Here is an 18,278-nt window from a genome sequence, read left to right as displayed (position 1 = left end):
CACGCCCCTGGGGCCCCGGGGGGGCTGGCCCGGGGGCAAAGCACGGTCTGGTGTCTGGCCCATCGACACCCGCATTCGGGGGAGCGGTGGGGGGGGGGGCCCACCCACCCGCCCCACCCCCCGCGCCAAGAGCCCGTCCCTCGCCGGACCTCAGCGCACAAACACCACGGCCGAGCGCGCCGGCACGGTGAAGGCCCCGGTCGCGCTGCTGTAGGTGGCTCCGGTGGCCACCCGTTGATCGGCCGCCCCTGCGGCGCGGTGCACCGGGTGCAACTGGAAGCCCTTGGCTTTGAGGGCGTCGATGGTGAGCGTCTTGGCGCTCTTGTCCACGTTGACCAGGTACACCAGCTCGGCAAAGTTGGCGCCGGCGTAGCCGCTGCCATCGATGCTGGCGGCGATCACGGTCGGCTCCTGCGTGCTGCCGGTGTTGTGGAAGCGCAGGCGGGTCTTGATGTCGTCGGCCGTGCGCAGGCGCAGCAGCGTGGTGCTCGCGCGGATCTTCAGCAAGTCGCGGAAGGCGTCGCGGGTCCAGGCGATCTCGGTGGCTGTCGGCTTGATCAGCGAGTTGCTGAGCAAGGGCTTGAGCACCGCGTAGTTGGCCTGGTTTTCACCCTTGGGCGGCGCGCCGACCGCGAAGTTGTTGTCGGTGTAGGTCCAGTCGATCTTGTTGAACCAGTCGCCCGAGTCGTAGCTGTTGCGGTCGCCGCTCTTGCTGCGCAGGGTGTCGATGCCCGCATGGAAGTAGGCCACGCCTTGCGCAAAGGTGTTGATGGCGGCGGCCAAGATCTGCACGCGCGCCCGGTCCTCGCGGCTGGTCGTCACCGGCAAGCGGTAGGCGTTCAGGTCGAACAGGGTGTGGTTGTCGTGGTTCTCGACGTAATTGACCACCTCACCCGGATCGGTCACGTAGCCGATGGTTTGCCCACCCAGGGCATCCAGGCGCTGCGTGGCGTCCCAGTGGGTGGTCAGCACGTAGCTGCGGATGGAGCCCGCCAAGCCGGCCTTGATCACGTCGCTGGCCCACATCAGATCGCCGCGGTTCTTGCCGCCCCCATAGAGGTTGGGATCGAAGAAGACCCCGTTGACGAAGCCCTGATTGCCGACGAAAGACTCGCCCTCGCCGAAGCTGGAGCCCCGAACCTGATCGCGCATGCGGTCGTTGAAGGTGCCGATGCCGCTGCCGTTCAAGCTCAGTTGGCTGGCCTGCACGAAGCGTCGGCCATCGGCCACTTCGCCAAAGTTCCAGCCCTCCCCGAACATCTGCACGTCGCGACCCAGTTCGGCCTTCAAGCGCGCCTTGATGGCTTCCATGGCCGCGCGCGGCTGGTGGCCCATCAGGTCGAAGCGGAAGGAGCTGACCTTGTACTCGCGCGCCCACAAGAGCGCAGAGTCGCTCATCAGCTTGCCCATCATCAGGTTTTCGGTGGCCGTGTTCTCGCAGCAGGTGCTGGTCTCCACGTTGCCATCGCCATTCAGGCGCTGGTAGTAGCCCGGCACGACGCGGTCGAGCACGGAGCGCTCGCGCTGGCCGCTGGTGCTGGTGTGGTTGTAGACCTTGTCCATGCCCACGCGCAGGCCAGCATCGTGCAGGGCCTTCACCATGGTGCGGAACTCGAGCACGCGCTTGACCGGGTCGTTGGCGTCGCTGCTGTACGAGCCCTCCGGCGCGTTGAAGTGCTGCGGGTCGTAGCCCCAGTTGAAGCAATCGCCCTCGCGGGTGGCGCCCACGGCGGCTTGTTGCGTTTCGTCGGCGGGCCCGCCGGCGGGGCTGGGCGAGGTGCATCCCGCTTCAGGCACCGAGGCGAAGTCGAAGGCCGGCAGCAGGTGCACATCGGTCAAGCCCGCGTCGGCCAAGGCCTTGAGGTGCTTCATGCCGTTGGACGCCGGCTCGGCGAAGGCCGCGTACTTGCCGCGGTTGGCGCCGCTGACGCTGGTGTCGTTGATCGAGAAGTCCCGAACATGCAGCTCGTAAATGCTCATGTCCGGCGTGGCCACCACCTTGGCCGGCGGCGTGCTCGCGTCCCACCCCGCAGGCTTGGTGGCAGGCGCGGCCAAGTTGACGACGGCGGAGCGTTTGCCATCGGCCGTGAGGGACACGGAGTAGGGGTCGGTCACCAAGTTGCGCACCAAGCCCACGCCGCGCACCATCACCTCGACGCCAAAGCGGTAGGTCTTGCCGGTGAGGTCGCTGGCGGCGGTGGCTGTCCACACGCCCGTGGCCGCATCGAAGGTGGCGTCGTGAACCGCCTCAGCCTCGCCGGTGGCGTTCGGGTAGGTGAAGACCAAGACCTTCTGCGCCGTGGGGGCCCACAGCTTCCAGCGGGTGCTGCCCCCCGCCACGGTGACGCCCAAGTCGTTCACGTTGGCGGCGGCAGCGTACAGGTCGTCGAGCGCACCCGGCGTCTGCAAGGTGGTGGCGTTGCGCACCTTGCCCTCGGCGTCCTCTTGCACGATGACGACCTGGCTCTTCAACAAGTTGCCCAAGTTGGCGGCCTGGGCGTCCGGCAGCTTGAAGCGCGCACCCGCACCGATCCACTTGAAACGGTCGGCGGTGGCGCTGGGCACGGTGCCGCCGAAGGGCTCCAGCGTCACCACCCCATCGTGACCACTCACGGCCACGCCCTTGCCCACCACCAACTTGGCCTGGGCCGAGTGGTAGAGCTTGACGCTGCCAGAGCCGTCGTTGGAGGGCCACTGGATGAGTTGCCGATTGAGCCAGAAGGCCCGCGCATCGCTGAGGCTGACGCGACGCAGGTCGGGTTCGCTGGTGTAGACCGTGGCGTCACCCTGCACGAGCCAGACATGGCCCACTTGGCCGGTGATGCTCAGGTCGGTGAATGTGACCCGGATGTTGTCGTTGCGGCCGTCTTTGTCGTTCTCGTTGGGGGGGCGGCCGTGGATGATGAACTCCACCGACTTGCGGCTGCTGTCCAACTTGGGGTTGAGCACGGGCACGTCGAAGACCACCTCGCCACTGCCCTGGCTGTAGCCGGGCATGGCGCTGAAGGCCACGGCGTTGTTCCACTGGTCCAGCGTCAAGCCCGGCAATCGCGCCACGTCGATGCCGCTGCTGGGCCACAGGTGCAGGCCCCAGGCCGCGTAGTCGGCCGCGTAGCGCTTGTAGTGCACACGCACCGTGGTGATGTCGGGCGCGGCGGTCGCGCCCCCAGGCGGGCTGGTGTAGGTGACCGGGTCGCCCTGTTTGCGCCAGATTTCGTTCTTGCCGGGCTTGAGCGTGTAGCTCTGGTCGGCGTTGCCGTGGTCCTTCTCGTCCAGCTTGTGGAAGAGGTAACCCACGGCACCGCTCTTGTCCTTCAGGGGCACCTCGTACACGGCCCCGAAGCTGTCCTGCCCGCTCGGGTCGCGACCCTTGTTCCATTCCACGGGCTCGGCAGCGCCCCAGGTGTGCAACTGCCATCCGGTGTAGACGCCGTCGGCACGTTGGTAGTGCACCGTCAACGAGGTGGCATCGGTGCCGGTGGGCGGCGCAGGCGGCGCGGGTTGTTCAGCGGCCAGCACCGTTTGGAAAGCGGCATTGCCCTGCACCAAGCGCGAATCCGGGGGAGGCGGGGGCGTGGGCGCCGGCGGCGGAGCACTGCCACCACCGCCTCCACCCCCACAGCCGGCCAAAGCCAACAACAAACCGAACGCGGCCGCCCAACGCGGCCATCCTTGCATCGCCATACCAGCCTCCAACCCTCGGGGTGGCAATGCTAGTGGAGTAAAACTACATGTCGGAAGGCGGGTTTATCCGAGGATGCTGGCGAATTTCACCTTGTAACCGACTGAAACTGTATTGAAACTACATGCAGCGCGCGGTTTGACGTGCGACCCAGGTGTCGCCGCCATTCAGCGTCACCCGGCGCGCGATTTGCGCTGCCTCCAGGCAAACGAAGTGCTGCCACCCATCGGGCGGCAAGTCCGGCAAGCCGTGCTCCGGCCCCGGATTCCAGACCACGGCATCGTCAAAGCCCTCCAGCACCAAACCAAGACGGCGCGCCGGAACCTCGGCCAAATCGAGCAAGCCAATGGGCCCCTGGAGCCCCTGCACGATGCGATCGACCGGCCCTTGACCCAGCAACTCCAAGCGGCTGCTGTGCTGCACGTTTTGCGCCCCACCGCGAACCTGATCCGCATAGGTGCAGCCTTGCAGCCCCTGCACGACGGCTTGGGTCAACGACTGCACACGCCAATAGCTGTGCAAGGCCGCTTGGAATTCGAATGGCGCGTCGCCTGTGTTTTCCACCGCCAACTCCAAGTCGAGTTGGGCTCCACTGATCCGCACCGTGAGCTCCAAAGCAAACGCATGCGGCCACAAGGCTCTCGTGGCCTCGTCGTCGGTCAAGCGCAGCACCGCCAGCGCATCGTCAGCCCCTTGCTCCTGCTGCTCCACGGTCCAGGCCCGGTTGCGCGCCAGGCCATGCCTTGGGCCCGAACCTTGTTCGGCGAACTGGGGAAAGATCACCGGCACACCGCCTCGGATGGAGGCCCCTGCCCCATAGCGGGTTGTTGGTGACAGGTACAGCTGCTCTGGTCCGCCTGCGGGCGTCCAACTCAGCACGTGTCCTCCATGCAAGGCGACCGTTGCACATGCGCCATCGCGCGCCTGGAGGTTCACAACTGTTTCATGGGGCGGCCGAAGGGAGGACATGGTCACATTGCGACATTTCAAAAACAAAGCCCGCAAAAGCGGGCTTGAAGTACTCAGTGAGCGGCCAAGATCAGCCCTTCATGCCCCTGAGCTTGCGGGCCGCAGCGATCTGAGCCGCCAACGTGGCCAGCTCGGCTTGGGCAGCCGCCAAGTCGATGTCGCTCTTGGCGTTCTTGAGCGCCTCTTCGGCGGCGGCCTTGGCCTCGGCGGCCTTGGCTTCGTCGAGGTCCTTGCCGCGCACGGCGGTGTCGGCCAGCACGGTCACGCCGTGAGGCTGCACCTCCAAGATGCCACCGGCCACGAAGATGAACTCTTCTTGGCCGTCGGTTTTTTGGATGCGCACGGCACCGGGCTTGATGCGGGTGATCAGCGGCGTGTGCTGCGGCAGGATGCCGAGCTCGCCGTTCTCACCCGGCAGCGCGACGAACTGGGCCTCGCCGGTGAAGATGCTCTCTTCGGCGCTCACCACATCGACGTGAATCGTTGCCATGAAATGTCCTTAGCGTGGAAGAAGGTTCAGGAAGCAAGCAGTCGGGTCGCGGGCTGGGCGCCGCGCGGAAGTGGACTCGCGTCCACTGAGCACGGCAACGACGCCCCCGGCCCTAATGCGCAGTCTTACTGAAGCTTCTTCGCCTTTTCGAAGGCTTCGTCGATGGTGCCGACCATGTAGAAGGCCTGCTCCGGCAGGTGATCACATTCGCCAGCGACGATCATCTTGAAACCACGGATGGTTTCCTTCAGCGGCACGTACTTGCCCGGGGCGCCGGTGAACACTTCGGCCACGTGGAAGGGCTGCGACAGGAAACGCTGGATCTTGCGCGCGCGGGCCACGGCCAGCTTGTCTTCGGGCGAGAGTTCGTCCATGCCCAAGATGGCGATGATGTCGCGCAGTTCCTTGTAGCGCTGCAGAACGGCCTGCACGTCGCGGGTCGTCTTGTAGTGCTCTTCGCCGACCACGTTCGGGTCGATCTGGCGCGAGGTCGAGTCCAGCGGGTCCACGGCGGGGTAGATGCCCAGCGCGGCGATGTCACGGCTCAACACCACGGTCGCATCCAAGTGGGCGAAGGTGGTCGCCGGCGACGGGTCGGTCAAGTCGTCCGCAGGGACGTACACGGCCTGGATCGAGGTGATCGAGCCGACCTTGGTCGACGTGATGCGCTCTTGCAGGCGGCCCATTTCTTCGGCCAGGGTTGGCTGGTAGCCCACAGCGGAGGGCATGCGGCCCAGCAAGGCGGACACTTCGGTACCGGCCAGGGTGTAGCGGTAGATGTTGTCCACGAAGAACAGCACGTCACGGCCTTCGTCGCGGAAGGCTTCGGCCATGGTCAAACCGGTCAGGGCCACGCGCAGGCGGTTGCCCGGGGGCTCGTTCATCTGGCCGTAGACCATCGCGACCTTGGACTCGCTCAGGTTCTCCTGGACGACCACGTTGGAGTCCGACATCTCGTGATAGAAGTCGTTGCCTTCACGGGTGCGCTCGCCCACACCGGCGAACACCGACAGACCCGAGTGGGCCTTGGCGATGTTGTTGATGAGCTCCATCATGTTCACGGTCTTGCCCACGCCGGCGCCACCGAACAGGCCCACCTTGCCGCCTTTGGCGAACGGGCAGATCAAGTCGATCACCTTGATGCCGGTTTCCAGCAGGTCTTGCGACGGGCTCAGCTCGTCGTAGGCCGGGGCGGCACGGTGGATGGAGGCGGTCAGTTCGTGGCTGACTTCGCCGCGCTCGTCGATGGGGTTGCCCAACACGTCCATGATGCGGCCCAGGGTGGCCTTGCCCACCGGCACGCGGATCGTGTCGCCGGTGTTGTAGACCACGGAACCACGGCGAAGGCCGTCGGACGAGCCCAGCGCGATGGTGCGAACCACGCCGTCGCCGAGCTGCTGCTGCACTTCCAGGGTCAGGGTCGAGCCGTCCATCTTGAGGGCGTCATAGATCTTGGGCATCTGGTCGCGCGGGAACTCCACGTCAACCACGGCGCCGATGCACTGAACGATCTTGCCTTGAGCTTGAGTCATTTGAATTTCCTTGTCTTGCGTGTCGTGCTCAACCGCCGATGGCAGCGGCGCCACTGACGATTTCCGAGAGTTCCTTGGTGATCGCGGCCTGGCGGGTCTTGTTGTAGACCAGCTTGAGTTCCTTGATCAGCGTGCCCGCGTTGTCGGTGGCGGCCTTCATGGCGACCATCCGTGCGCTTTGCTCGCTGGCCATGTTCTCGGCCACCGCCTGGTACACCAGGGACTCGGTGTAGCGCACCAACAGTTCGTCGATCACCGTTTGGGCGTCCGGCTCGTAGAGATAGTCCCAGGCGTGCGTCGCCTTGGCTTTCTCTTGCAGGCTTTCGCTGGAGAGCGGCAGCAGCTGCTGCAGCACCGGCTCCTGCTTCATCGTGTTGACGAAGCGGGTGAAGCACAAGTACACGCTCGACAACTCGCCGGCCGCGTACTTGTCCAGCAGCACCTTCACCGGACCGATCAGCTTGTCCAGGTGCGGCGTGTCGCCCAGCTGGGTCGCATGGGCAACGACGGTGGCGCCGATGCGGTTCATGAAGCCCAGGCCCTTGTTGCCGATCGCCACCACTTCGGCCTTCTTGCCGGCAGCGTCGATCTCGCGCAGCTTGCTCGTGACCGCGCGCAGCATGTTGGTGTTCAAGCCGCCGCACAAGCCCTTGTCGGTCGTCACGCTGACGATGCCGACCGGCTTGCCCGCGTCGTTCGCCTGCATGAACGCGTGGACGTACTCGGGGTTGGCCATCGAGAGGTGACCCGCGATCGCCGCAACCTTGTCGGAGTACGGACGCGCCGTGCGCATGCGGTCCTGCGCCTTGCGCATCTTGGCCGCCGCGACCATCTCCATGGCCTTGGTGATCTTTTTGGTGTTCTCGACCGACTTGATCTTGTTGCGGATTTCCTTGCCTGCCGCCATAGCGTCTCCTGGTTGGAGCGCGGGGCTTTCGCCCCGCGTTCTAGGTCGTCAGATCAAGCGAAGGACTTCTTGAACGACGCGATCGCGTTGTTCAGTTCGGCCTCGGCGTCCTTGTCCATGGCTTGCTTTTGCTCCAGCGAAGCCAGCAACGCAGCGTGGCTGGTCTTCAGGAACTGGTGCAGGCCGTGCTCGAAGGACAGCACCTTCTTGACGTCGATGTCGTCCAGGTAGCCCTTGTTCGCGGCGTAGATCGACGCGGCCATCAAGCTGATCGACAGCGGTTGGTACTGGGCCTGCTTCAGCAGCTCGGTCACGCGGGCCCCGCGGTCCAGTTGCTTGCGCGTCGTCGCGTCCAGGTCCGAAGCGAACTGCGCGAAAGCGGCCAGTTCACGGTACTGCGCCAAGTCGGTGCGGATGCCACCGGACAGGCTCTTGATGAGCTTGGTCTGGGCGGCGCCACCGACGCGCGACACCGAAATACCCGCGTTGATCGCGGGACGGATGCCGGCGTTGAACAGGTTGGTTTCCAGGAAGATCTGACCGTCGGTGATCGAGATCACGTTGGTGGGCACGAAGGCCGACACGTCACCGGCTTGGGTCTCGATGATCGGCAGCGCCGTCAGCGAACCCGTCTTGCCCTTGACCTCGCCCTTGGTGAAGGCTTCGACGTAGTCGGCGTTCACGCGAGCGGCACGCTCCAGCAGGCGGCTGTGGAGATAGAACACGTCGCCAGGGAAGGCTTCGCGGCCCGGAGGGCGGCGCAGCAGCAGCGATACCTGACGGTAGGCCACGGCCTGCTTGGACAGGTCGTCGTAAATGATCAAGGCGTCTTGGCCGCGGTCGCGGAAGTACTCGCCCATCGTGCAACCCGAGTAGGCCGACACGTACTGCATGGCGGCCGATTCCGAAGCGGAGGCAGCAACAACGATCGTGTACTCCATCGCACCGGCGGCTTCCAGAGCGCGCACGACGTTCTTGATGGACGAGGCCTTCTGACCGATGGCCACGTACACGCAGGTCATGTTCTGACCCTTCTGGTTGATGATCGTGTCGATCGCCACCGCGGTCTTGCCGGTCTGGCGGTCGCCGATGATCAGCTCGCGCTGGCCGCGGCCAACGGGCACCATCGTGTCGATGCATTTCAGGCCGGTCTGCACCGGCTGGTCCACGCTCTTGCGCGCGATCACGCCCGGGGCGACCTTCTCGATCACGTCCGTCATCTTGGCGTTGATCGGGCCCTTGCCGTCGATGGGCTGGCCGAGCGCGTTGACCACGCGGCCGATCAGCTCAGGTCCGACCGGCACTTCCAGGATGCGGCCCGTGCACTTGACGGTGTCGCCTTCCGAGATGTGCTCGTAAGCACCCAAAATCACGGCGCCGACGGAATCGCGCTCCAGGTTCAGTGCCAAGCCGAAGCTGGGCTGGCCGCTGGCGTCCGCGGGGAACTCCAGCATCTCACCCTGCATCACATCGGACAGGCCGTGCACGCGGACGATGCCATCGGACACCGACACCACGGTGCCCTGATTGCGGATGTCCGCGCTCGGGGCGATGCCTTCGATGCGGCTCTTGATCAGTTCAGAAATTTCTGCAGGGTTCAGTTGCATGTCGTGTCTCCGCCCGGACGGGCCGGGTGGTTGAGGTTCAGGCGGTCAGCGTGGTCTTCATGCGCTCTAGGCGGGCGCGCACGGAGGTGTCGAGCACCTCGTCGCCCACCGTGACGCGCACGCCACCGATGAGGGACGGTTCGACCGTGACGTTGGCGGTCAGCTTGCGGCCGAAGCGCTTTTCGAGCACAGCCAAGAGGTCGGCGAGTTGGGCGGCGTCGAGCGCGAACGCGCTCTCGACCTGCGCCTCGGCCACGCCCTGGGCCTCGCTCGCCAAGCGATGAAACTGCGCAGCAACGGCAGGCAGGGCGTCCAGGCGACCGTTGTCGATGACGGTGCGCAAGAAGTTGCGCATGCCTTCGGCCAGCGGCAGCTTGGCGGCTTCAACCATCACGTCGAAGACCTGCACGGGCAGGGTCTTCGGGTGATCGGCGAACTGGCGCAAGCCGGCGTCACCAGCCACCAGGGCCAGCGCGTCGATCTGCTCACGCCAGGCGTTCAGGTCATGCTGGCGCGCGACCTGGAACAACGCCTCGGCGTACGGACGGGCGATGGTGGCGAGTTCGGCCATGCTTACAGCTCCGTCTTCAGGCGGGCCAACAAATCGGCATGGACGCCGGCGTTGACTTCCTTCTGCAGGATGGCTTCAGCCCCCTTGACGGCCAGCACGGCGACTTGCTCACGCAGCGCTTCGCGGGCACGGACCACCTGCTGCTCGGCCTCGGCCTTGGCAGCGGCGATGATCTTGGCACCCTCTTCTTCGGCCTTGCGCTTGGCGTCCTCGACGAGGGCCGCGGCGCGCTTTTCAGCGTCGCCCAACAGCTTGGTCGTCTCGTTGCGCGTCTGCGCCAGTTGCTCGTCCACGCGCTTGTTGGCGTTGGCCAATTCGGCCTTCGCCCGGTCGGCGGCAGCCAGACCGTCAGCGATCTTGGCCGCGCGCTCGTCCAGCGCCTTCGCGATGGGCGGCCAAATGAACTTGGCAGTGACCCACGCGAGGATCGCAAACGGGATCCACTGGATGATCAGCGTTGCGTTGATGTTCACGGCTTAACTCCTTTCAAGCCCGAAAGGAAGCGGCGATTACTTCGGCAGGTTGGCCAGCAGGGTCGCGGCGAACGGGTTGGCGAAGGCGAACAGCAGGGCGATGGCGACACCGATCAGGAAGGCGGCGTCGATCAGACCGGCCAAGATGAACATCTTGGTTTGCAGCTGGTTCATCAACTCGGGTTGACGGGCCGACGACTCCAGGAACTTGCCACCCATCAGGGCGATGCCGATCGAGGCGCCGATGGCACCCAGGCCAACGATGATGCCACAGGCCAGAGCAACGAGGCCGAGGATTTCTTGCATGTCAATCTCCTAGAGAAAAGTCAGGGGAACAGGGAAAGGAAGGAACGAAAGCCAGGGATCAGTGCGCGTCGTGCGCCTGGCCCAGGTAGATCAGCGTCAGCATCATGAAGATGAACGCTTGGAGCACGATCACGAGGATGTGGAACAGCGTCCAAATCGTGCCCGCGATGACGTGACCGGCCGCCATGCTGAAGCCCAATGCGTTGAGGGCAAATGCGCCACCCATCAGAGCGATCAGCATGAAAACGAGTTCGCCGGCATACAGGTTGCCGAACAGCCGCATGCCGTGCGAAACGGTTTTGGCCAGGAACTCGATCATTTGCATCAGGAAGTTCAAGGGCCACAGCACAGGATGGTTGCCGAAAGGCGCGGCGATCAACTCGTGACCCCAGCCACCCAAGCCCTTGATCTTGATGTTGTAGTAAATGCACAGCAGCAACACAAAGCTGGACATGCCCAAGGTGGTCGACAGGTCGGCCGTGGGCAGGACGCGCAGGTAATCCTTGAAACCCATGGCCGGACCCACATGACTCCAAACCCAAGGGAGCGTGTCGACCGGCACCATGTCCATGAAGTTCATGGCGAAGATCCAGACGAACACCATCAACGCCATGGGGGCAATGAAGCGGCGGCTGGCCTCGTTGTGGATGACGCTCTTGGCCTGGTTGTCGACCATCTCGACCAGGATCTCGACCGCGGCTTGCCAACGGCCAGGCACACCCGGAGTGGCGCGGCGCGCACCGCGCCAGAGGAAGGCGATGGTCAGGAAACCCAGCAAGGTGGCGAACACCAGCGAGTCCAGGTTGAACAGGCTGAAGTCGACGATGCTGGTCTGCTTGACGCTCTCGAACGAGAAGTTCTTTTGCAGGTGCTGCAGGTGGTGGGTGATGTACTCACCGGCGCTGGGCGCGTGTTGTTCGCTGCTCATCGTCGCTTCAAGTTATCGGTTGGGTTGGCTTTGCAAACATCCACAAAGCCCAAACATGCACTTTCAGACCCAGAACCAGCGCCGCCAGCAATGCCGGCCAGCTCAAGTCCTGGCTCCACCCGACCGCCGCCACCACCAGGATGACGAGGGCCAGGCCCACTTTCACCAGTTCCCACACGAGGAACCTCAGGAGCGCCTGGGCTGGCAGCACGGCCGGTCGGCGCAGGCCCCAAGCCATCAGGGCGTGGGGCAACACCACCGCAGCCGCACCCCACAGCGTGGAGCGCACCTGCCGCGCCGGCTCGGTGCCAAACAGCCACCAAGCCAACGCCAACAAGACCGTGACCAGCACCTGAACCTGCACCACCCGCCAGGGAGACAGCGGTGGGTGCCGCGCCTCCAAGGCCCGCACCTGCTCGGCGGTCCAGGGGGTGACAGGCTCAGACGACGGACCCGAATCGAAGCCTGAGTGGATCGGACGTTCCGAAGTCTGAGATCGGTCGGTCACGGGGCGCGTCTCCACGGCTTTGAGCGGGCCGGCATCGAGGCCGGTCAGCAAAACCCAAGGAGTATATGTGGAAACCCGTAGTACCCATCCTTGACCCTGGACCGGCCTCTCTAGCCAGAGGGGAAAGGCTTCTGGCTTACCGGCGCACTCGGTTCGCGGGCAGGCCCGGCACGTCGACCCGCAGGGTGAGCACAGCACCAGCCCAAGGTTGCGCGACCAATTCCTCTGCGGGCCGCTTGTCGCGCGCGGTGGTGATGAACAAGGTGCGGCCATCGACCCCGCCCAAGCAAGGCATGGTGGGGCACCGCACAGGAAGGGGCAGCTCCTGCAGCACCCTCCCCTCGGGCGACAGCCGCAACAGCCGCTGACCTTCGAACATGGCCACCCAGTAAGCGCCTTCGAGATCGACGGCAGCGCCATCGGGACGTCCGCCATAGGCACTCAAGGGCTGATCGGGCTGCCGCTCGGGGAAGCGGACCCAGGGCTCGCGTGGCCCCAGCGCGCCGGTGGTCACGTCAAACGCGTGCCGGTAAATCGTGTGGGCCTTGGTGTCGCTGGCGTACAGCGTGCCCCCGTCGGGGCTCCAAGCCAAGCCGTTGCCGACCGCCATGCCCTCGACCATGGCTGTGGCTCCGTTGGCATCGATTCGGTAGAGCGCGGCCTCGGGCCGGCGGGCGTCGCTCAATGCGCCCACCCACAAGCGGCCGGCGGCGTCGGGCTTGCCGTCGTTGTATCGCTGCTGGGCGGGGTCGTAAGGCGGCAGGGCCAGTTGCTCTTGCTGACCGGTGGCGGGGTCCAGGGTCCACAGGCCATCGCGCCGGGCCACGACGAGACCGCCTCCCTCTCGCGCAGCGATGCATCCGGGCTCGGCGGCCTGCGGCCAAATGTCGGGCGCTGCGGCACCTTCACGCCAGCGCAGCACCTGGCGGGCAGGAATGTCCACGCTGTAGAGGACTTGCTCGTCGGGGTGCCAAAGAGGCGATTCGCCGAGCAGGCAGCGGTGGTCGGTGAGAGGGCGGATGTCGTCGGCGTGCATGCGCCGATTGTGGGCGGGTTACCCGAAGTAACTCGGGCGCGGTGCGCCCAGTTCCGCCTTCAGGTAGTGCGCACCAGGGATGGGGTTGAAGTAGTAAGGCGGGATGTCTTCAAAACCCAAGCTTTCGTAGAGCCCGCGCGCGGCCTCCATGTCGTCGAGGGTGTCGAGCAGCATGGTGGAGTAGCCCGACTCCAAGGCGCGATCCAACAAGGCCTGCGCCACCAAACGACCCAGGCCAAAGCGGCGGAAGGCCGGGCGGACGAAAAGGCGCTTCATCTCGCACGCATTGGGGTAGTCGACGTCGGGCAGCGGCCGAAAGCCGCCGCAGCCGGCCACGGCGCCATCCAGCATGGCCAGGAAGAACACCCCATGGGGCTCGGCGTAGTGCTCGGGCAGTTGCTGCAGCTCCTGCTCGAAGCCCTGGAAGCACAAGTCGACCCCGAGTTGGGCGGCGTACTCGCGCAGGATGCCGCGCGCCTCGGCCCAGTCGGCGTCGGCACTCGGGGTCAGCAGCTGGAAAGAAGGCGCGTCGGGCATCGCGCGGCGAGTGTAGTCAGGCGAACTGCAGCACCACGCGGCGGGTCTTGGCGCTTTTCTTCTCGATCTTGGCCACCACCAGCGCGCCGATGTCGGCGGTGCTGTCGACGTGGGTGCCGCCACAAGGCTGCAAGTCCACGCCCTCCACCTCCAGCACCCGCACGCGCCCCAGGCCGCGCGGGGGCTGAACGCTCATGCTGCGCACCAGGCCTGGATTGGCGTCCAGCTCGGCCTCGTCGATCCAGCGGTGGCGGACGGGGTGGGCCTCGCCCACCAAGCGGGCCAGGCCGGCTTCGATGGCGGCTTTGTCGAAAGGCTCGTCGGTGTGGAAGTCGAGCCGGGCGTAGGTGTCGGTGATGGAGCAGCCGTCCACCGGGTAGGGCAGCAGCGCGCACAGCAAGTGCGTGGCGGTGTGGAAACGGCGGTGCGCCTGCCGGCGCGCGGCGTCGAGTTCGACGGACACGGCCGCGCCCAGCGAAGGCAGCTCGCCTTCGAGCAGGTGCAGCACGCCGCCGGGGTGGGCCTTGCTCTTGCGGGTGTCGGTCAGGCGCCAGCGGCGTTCGCCCTGCACCAGCCAGCCCGTGTCGCCCGCCTGGCCGCCCCCCAAGGGGTAGGCCACGGTGCGGTCCAGCACCACGCCACCCTCCTCCACCGCCACCACGGTGGCCTCGCAATGCAGCAGGTTGGCGTCGTCGCGAAAGAGTTCGTCGGTCATGGTCGGTCAGGGCATCGCGGCGCCCACCGCTTGGCGCAGGGGGATGCCGGTGGGGTCGAAGTCGTCGAGGCAGGCCACGTTGATGCCGAAGGTGTCGGGCGTGACGCGCTTGCGGTGGAAGGGGTAAATGCCGCACACCTTGCAGAAAAAGTGCCGCGCGGTGTGGGTGTGGAACTGGTACTCGGTCAGCAGTTCGGCGCCGGCCAACAGCTCGAAGGCCGACTCGTGCACCTTGACCATGGTGGCGCTGCGCCGCTTGCACATCGAGCAGTCGCACTGCGTCAGCTCGGGGAAGTCGGTGGTGATGGCAAAGCGGACGCCGCCGCAGTGGCAGGCGCCGGTGTAGCGCTGAACGGGGCGGCTCAAAGGGCGATCTCCCCGCGCACGAGCGCCAGCACGTCACCGCCAATCCAGACGGCATCGCCCTCGCGCTCGACATGAACGCGACCGGCGCGGCCAAGCGCTTGGCCTTGCGCGGCCACATAGCGCTCGGGGGCCAGGCCGGCGCCGATGAGCCAGCGGGCCAGGCCGGCCTGCAGGCTGCCCGTCACCGGGTCTTCCGGCACGCCCAGGGTGGGCACGAAGGCGCGCACCTCGAAGGCGCAGTCGCTCCCCACGGGCTGCGGGCCGACGACGCCGAGCTTCAGGCCGCGCATGCGCGCGAAGTCAGGCCGCAGGGACAGCACGCGCTCGGCGCTGGCCAATCGCGCGCCCATCCAGCCGGGGCCGTTGTCGATCCACTGCAGGTCCAACAACTCGTCGTCGCGCAGGCCCAGGCTGTCGATCGCTTGCTGGCGCTCTTCCCCTTCGACAGGACAGGTGCGGCGCAGCGGCGGCGCGTTGAAGGCCAGTCGCTCGCCTTGGCGCACGGTGACGAGCCCAATGCCGCACTCCTGCACCACCGTGCCCGAAACCTGGGGCTGCCCGCCGTGCTGCAGCCAGGCGAAGCAGCTGCCCAAGGTGGGGTGGCCGGCGAAAGGGAGCTCGCGCCCGGGCGAGAAGATGCGCACGCGGTAATCGGCCCCGGCGGCTCGGCCCTCGGGCGTGGGCGGCAGCAGGAAGCTGGTCTCGCTCAAGTTGGTCCAACGCGCCAAGCGCTGCATGGCGGCCTCGTCCAGGCCCTCTCCGTCGACCACCACGGCCAGCGGGTTGCCCATCAGGGGCGTGGCGGTGAAGACGTCGACGACGGCGTAGCGGCGGCTCATGGGGTCTGGTACAGGTTGGGGCGAACGATTTCCATGCCGCGCTCGGGCGTGGCCAAGGGTTCAAAGCCGTGGCGGGCGTACAGGCGGTGCCTATCGGCGGTGAACAGCAGCTGCCGGCGCAGGCCTTGCAGGTCGGGGTGCTTGAGGCCCTCGCCCACCAGCCAATCGCCCAGGCCCAGGCCGCGGTGGTCTTCGTGCACGAACACGTCGCACAGGTAGGCGAAGGTGGCGCGGTCGGTCACCCAGCGGGCGATGCCGACTTGCGCGTCGCCGCAGTACAGGCTGGCGCACAGCGAGTTGGCCATGGCCTTGGCCACGGTGTCGCGCGGGATGCCGCGACACCAGTAGGCGCGGCTGAGCATGGCGTGAACGGCGTCGACGTCGAGCGCGTCGAAGCGGATGGCGTAGCGGCCGCCATCGAGATCGCGCGCGGGCGGCAGGCTCATCGCCGCCAGGCCTTGGGCGTGACCCTTGGACGCGGCAGCGGGTCGGCATGCGGCCAGGTCGCCACCCGCCAACCGTCGGCAGCGCGCATCAAGACATAGCTCTCGCGCAGTTCACCGGCTTGAGGGTGCGGTGCGGTGCCTTGCGCTGAAGCGGCCGCAATCTGCGCGGGCACCAACACGAAACGCACCTCGGCCGTGCAATGCCCTGCGTCGCGGCAGGTCACCGGACCCACATGAGCCGCATTGACCAGATCCACCGCGTCCCACCCAGGCTCGTCGTAGCCCTCACCAGACATCACACGATCGACCATAAAGCGGCGCCAGCGTTCGCTGCTCAACCGGGCGCCACTGAGTTCATCGGCCAAGTAAGCCTGCATCGCTTCCCTCGGCGTGGCGGCTCCCGCCTGCGCGAGGCCAGCGGCGCAGGTCAGCGCCACGATGAGTGCGACGTGCCAGGGCCTCACGGCGTCGGTGCGTGGCTGCCGTTCAGCGCGTCGTTCAGCACCCGGCCGAGGATGGCCACGCCTTCGTGGATCTTCTCGGGGGTGAGCGTCACGAAGCTCAGGCGCAGCGCGCGCGGGTCGGGGTTGGCGGCGTAGAAAGCTGCACCCGGCACGTAGGCGATGTTGGCCTCGACCGCGGTGGGCAGCAGGGCCATCGCGTCCAAGCCTTCGGGCAGGCGGATCCAGAAGAACATGCCGCCCTTGGGGCTCTGCCAATCGCAGCCCTCGGGCAGGTGGACGCGCAGCGCCTCGGCCATCGCGTCGCGGTTGGCCTTGTAGCGGGCGCGGATGGTGGGGATGTGGCGGTCGAGAAAGCCGTCCTTGATGACCTCGTGAACCACCCGCTGGTTGAAGCCGGGGGTGTGCAGGTCGGCCGCTTGCTTGGCCTGCAGCAGCTTGGGGTACAGGGCCTTGGGGGCGATGACGTAGCCCAGGCGGAAGCCGGGCGTGAGGATCTTGCTGAAGCTGCCCAGGTAGATGCTGCCCTCGGCCCAGCGGCTGCCCAGCGCGGGCAACGGCGACTCGTCGAACCACAGGTCGCCGTAGGGGTTGTCTTCCACCACGGGCACGTTCACGGCGCGGGCGGCTTCCATCACCGCGTCGCGGCGGGCGTTGCTCATCACGCGGCCGGTGGGGTTTTGGTAGTTGGGCAGCAAGTACATGAAGCGCGTGCCGGGCGCTTGCGTGGGCAGCGCGCGGATCGCCTCGGGGCGCGGCCCTTCCAGGTCGCTGTCCAAGCTGGTGAAGAGGGGCTCGTAGGGCGTGAAGGCCTGCAGGGCGCCGAGGTAGGTGGGCGTTTCCACGGCCACGGGGGCGCCGGCGTCGCACAAGATCTTGCCGACGAGGTCCAGGCCCTGCTGCGAGCCGCTGGTGACGAGCACTTGGTCGGGCGTGGCGTCGATGCCGATCTCGCGCTTGACGCGCGCGGCGGCCCACTCGCGCAACGGGGCAAAGCCTTCGCTGGCGGCGTACTGCAGGGCCTCGCGGGGGCTGTCGGTCAGCACGCGCTCGCAGGCGGCTTTGATCTCTTCGACCGGGAAGGTGTCGGCGCTGGGCAGGCCACCGGCCATGGACAGGATGCCGGGCTTCTCGGTGACCTTGAGGATCTCGCGAATGATCGACGGGTTCATCCGCGCGGCACGGTTCGCCAGGGTCCAGGGGGTGTTCATGGTCGGTAACTCGTTGAAATGGATGCGTGGATTGTGCGTTGCGCCGGCTCAGGCTGGCGCAGCATGGGCCACAGGCTGAGCACCAAGAGGGCGCCCATCAGCGCGTTGAAAACGCGCTGGCGCGAGCCCACGGTCATCCAGCCACGCAGGCGGCTGCCCAGCAGGGCCCAAGTGGACAGGCAGGGCAGGTTGATGAGTGCAAACAGCGCGGCCATGACCGCCACGGTGCCCGCATTGGGCGCTTGCACATAGGTGGTGAAAGCGGTGACGCCCATGATCCAAGCCTTGGGGTTGACCCACTGAAAGGCGGCGGCACCCCAAAAGCCCAGGGGCTCGGCCGTCCCCGCGGGCCCCTCGGTCGGCGCACCGGATCGTGCCAAACGCCAGGCCAGCCAGAGCAAGTAAGCCGCGCCCACCCATTGCAAGCCGGCGTGCACCCAGGGCCAGCGCACGAACAACGCGGCCAAGCCCCCGCCAACGGCCAGCAAGAGGACGGCGAATCCGGCGCCAATGCCCAGGATGTGCGGCACCGTGGCTCGGAAGCCGAAGTTCACGCCCGAGGCCAGCAGCATCAGGTTGTTGGGGCCGGGCGTGATGGACGACACCACGGCAAACAGGGCGAAGGCCAGGAGCAACTCGGCGGTCATGCCCCCAGCATAGGCGCCAGCAGCAGTACAGTTGCAGCACAGAAATT

Annotated in this window: 20 protein-coding genes; all 20 read right to left on the bottom strand. The window is 66.4% G+C overall.

Annotated elements, in window-relative coordinates; genetic code table 11:
* Positions 1-150: 150 nt before the first annotated feature.
* Positions 151-3,684 carry an alpha-1,6-glucosidase domain-containing protein gene (locus tag O9335_RS14765; protein WP_298389455.1) on the bottom strand — a complete coding sequence of 1,178 codons (3,534 nt, stop codon included), beginning with the start codon at positions 3,682-3,684 and terminating at the stop codon, positions 151-153.
* A 118-nt stretch (positions 3,685-3,802) separates the two neighbouring features.
* Positions 3,803-4,651 (bottom strand): D-hexose-6-phosphate mutarotase, encoded by an 849-nt coding sequence (locus tag O9335_RS14760; RefSeq protein WP_298389453.1) that lies wholly within the window; start codon positions 4,649-4,651, stop codon positions 3,803-3,805.
* A gap of 70 nt (positions 4,652-4,721) precedes the next feature.
* Positions 4,722-5,141 carry a F0F1 ATP synthase subunit epsilon gene (locus O9335_RS14755; protein WP_298389451.1) on the bottom strand — a complete coding sequence of 140 codons (420 nt, stop codon included), beginning with the start codon at positions 5,139-5,141 and terminating at the stop codon, positions 4,722-4,724.
* 125 nt (positions 5,142-5,266) lie between these two features.
* Positions 5,267-6,673 carry a F0F1 ATP synthase subunit beta gene (gene atpD, locus O9335_RS14750; protein ID WP_298389449.1) on the bottom strand — a complete coding sequence of 469 codons (1,407 nt, stop codon included), beginning with the start codon at positions 6,671-6,673 and terminating at the stop codon, positions 5,267-5,269.
* Between the two features lie 28 nt (positions 6,674-6,701).
* On the bottom strand, positions 6,702-7,580 hold the full coding sequence (gene atpG / locus O9335_RS14745; protein WP_298389447.1) for a F0F1 ATP synthase subunit gamma: 879 nt from the start codon (positions 7,578-7,580) through the stop codon (positions 6,702-6,704).
* A gap of 53 nt (positions 7,581-7,633) precedes the next feature.
* Complete coding sequence (atpA, locus tag O9335_RS14740) at positions 7,634-9,187, bottom strand: F0F1 ATP synthase subunit alpha (protein WP_298389445.1); 1,554 nt, start codon at positions 9,185-9,187, stop codon at positions 7,634-7,636.
* Between the two features lie 37 nt (positions 9,188-9,224).
* Complete coding sequence (locus tag O9335_RS14735; protein ID WP_298389443.1) at positions 9,225-9,758, bottom strand: F0F1 ATP synthase subunit delta; 534 nt, start codon at positions 9,756-9,758, stop codon at positions 9,225-9,227.
* 2 nt (positions 9,759-9,760) lie between these two features.
* Positions 9,761-10,231 carry a F0F1 ATP synthase subunit B gene (locus O9335_RS14730; protein WP_298389441.1) on the bottom strand — a complete coding sequence of 157 codons (471 nt, stop codon included), beginning with the start codon at positions 10,229-10,231 and terminating at the stop codon, positions 9,761-9,763.
* Positions 10,232-10,267: 36 nt separating this feature from the next.
* Positions 10,268-10,537 (bottom strand): F0F1 ATP synthase subunit C, encoded by a 270-nt coding sequence (gene atpE, locus O9335_RS14725; protein ID WP_298389439.1) that lies wholly within the window; start codon positions 10,535-10,537, stop codon positions 10,268-10,270.
* A 58-nt stretch (positions 10,538-10,595) separates the two neighbouring features.
* Entirely contained in the window at positions 10,596-11,465 is an 870-nt protein-coding gene (atpB, locus tag O9335_RS14720) for a F0F1 ATP synthase subunit A (RefSeq protein WP_298389437.1), read from the bottom strand.
* Between the two features lie 7 nt (positions 11,466-11,472).
* Positions 11,473-11,973 carry an ATP synthase subunit I gene (locus O9335_RS14715; protein WP_298389436.1) on the bottom strand — a complete coding sequence of 167 codons (501 nt, stop codon included), beginning with the start codon at positions 11,971-11,973 and terminating at the stop codon, positions 11,473-11,475.
* A 136-nt stretch (positions 11,974-12,109) separates the two neighbouring features.
* Positions 12,110-13,009: an SMP-30/gluconolactonase/LRE family protein gene (locus O9335_RS14710; protein ID WP_298389434.1), complete on the bottom strand. Its 900-nt coding sequence runs from the start codon at positions 13,007-13,009 to the stop codon at positions 12,110-12,112.
* Positions 13,010-13,027: 18 nt separating this feature from the next.
* The gene (locus O9335_RS14705) at positions 13,028-13,546 is read right to left on the bottom strand and encodes a GNAT family N-acetyltransferase (RefSeq protein WP_298389432.1); all 519 of its coding nucleotides are present in this window, start codon (positions 13,544-13,546) and stop codon (positions 13,028-13,030) included.
* Between the two features lie 16 nt (positions 13,547-13,562).
* Positions 13,563-14,261: an alanyl-tRNA editing protein gene (locus O9335_RS14700; protein WP_298389430.1), complete on the bottom strand. Its 699-nt coding sequence runs from the start codon at positions 14,259-14,261 to the stop codon at positions 13,563-13,565.
* Positions 14,262-14,267: 6 nt separating this feature from the next.
* Positions 14,268-14,627, bottom strand: a complete 360-nt coding sequence (locus tag O9335_RS14695) for a GFA family protein (RefSeq protein WP_298389428.1) — start codon at positions 14,625-14,627, stop codon at positions 14,268-14,270.
* Positions 14,624-15,466 carry a PhzF family phenazine biosynthesis protein gene (locus O9335_RS14690; protein ID WP_298389426.1) on the bottom strand — a complete coding sequence of 281 codons (843 nt, stop codon included), beginning with the start codon at positions 15,464-15,466 and terminating at the stop codon, positions 14,624-14,626. Before O9335_RS14690 ends, O9335_RS14695 begins: the two co-directional genes overlap by 4 nt.
* Positions 15,463-15,912: a GNAT family N-acetyltransferase gene (locus O9335_RS14685; RefSeq protein WP_298389424.1), complete on the bottom strand. Its 450-nt coding sequence runs from the start codon at positions 15,910-15,912 to the stop codon at positions 15,463-15,465. Before O9335_RS14685 ends, O9335_RS14690 begins: the two co-directional genes overlap by 4 nt.
* Positions 15,909-16,376 (bottom strand): hypothetical protein, encoded by a 468-nt coding sequence (locus O9335_RS14680; protein WP_298389422.1) that lies wholly within the window; start codon positions 16,374-16,376, stop codon positions 15,909-15,911. Before O9335_RS14680 ends, O9335_RS14685 begins: the two co-directional genes overlap by 4 nt.
* Positions 16,373-17,584: a PLP-dependent aminotransferase family protein gene (locus O9335_RS14675; protein ID WP_298389420.1), complete on the bottom strand. Its 1,212-nt coding sequence runs from the start codon at positions 17,582-17,584 to the stop codon at positions 16,373-16,375. Before O9335_RS14675 ends, O9335_RS14680 begins: the two co-directional genes overlap by 4 nt.
* Positions 17,581-18,231: a LysE family translocator gene (locus tag O9335_RS14670; protein ID WP_298389418.1), complete on the bottom strand. Its 651-nt coding sequence runs from the start codon at positions 18,229-18,231 to the stop codon at positions 17,581-17,583. Before O9335_RS14670 ends, O9335_RS14675 begins: the two co-directional genes overlap by 4 nt.
* Positions 18,232-18,278 lie beyond the last annotated feature (47 nt).

The sequence above is a fragment of the Inhella sp. genome (genome assembly GCF_027532025.1).
Taxonomy (GTDB): Bacteria; Pseudomonadota; Gammaproteobacteria; order Burkholderiales; family Burkholderiaceae_C; genus Inhella.
Note: the sequence above shows the minus strand (reverse complement) of the source record. Positions and strands in the feature narration are given on the sequence as shown.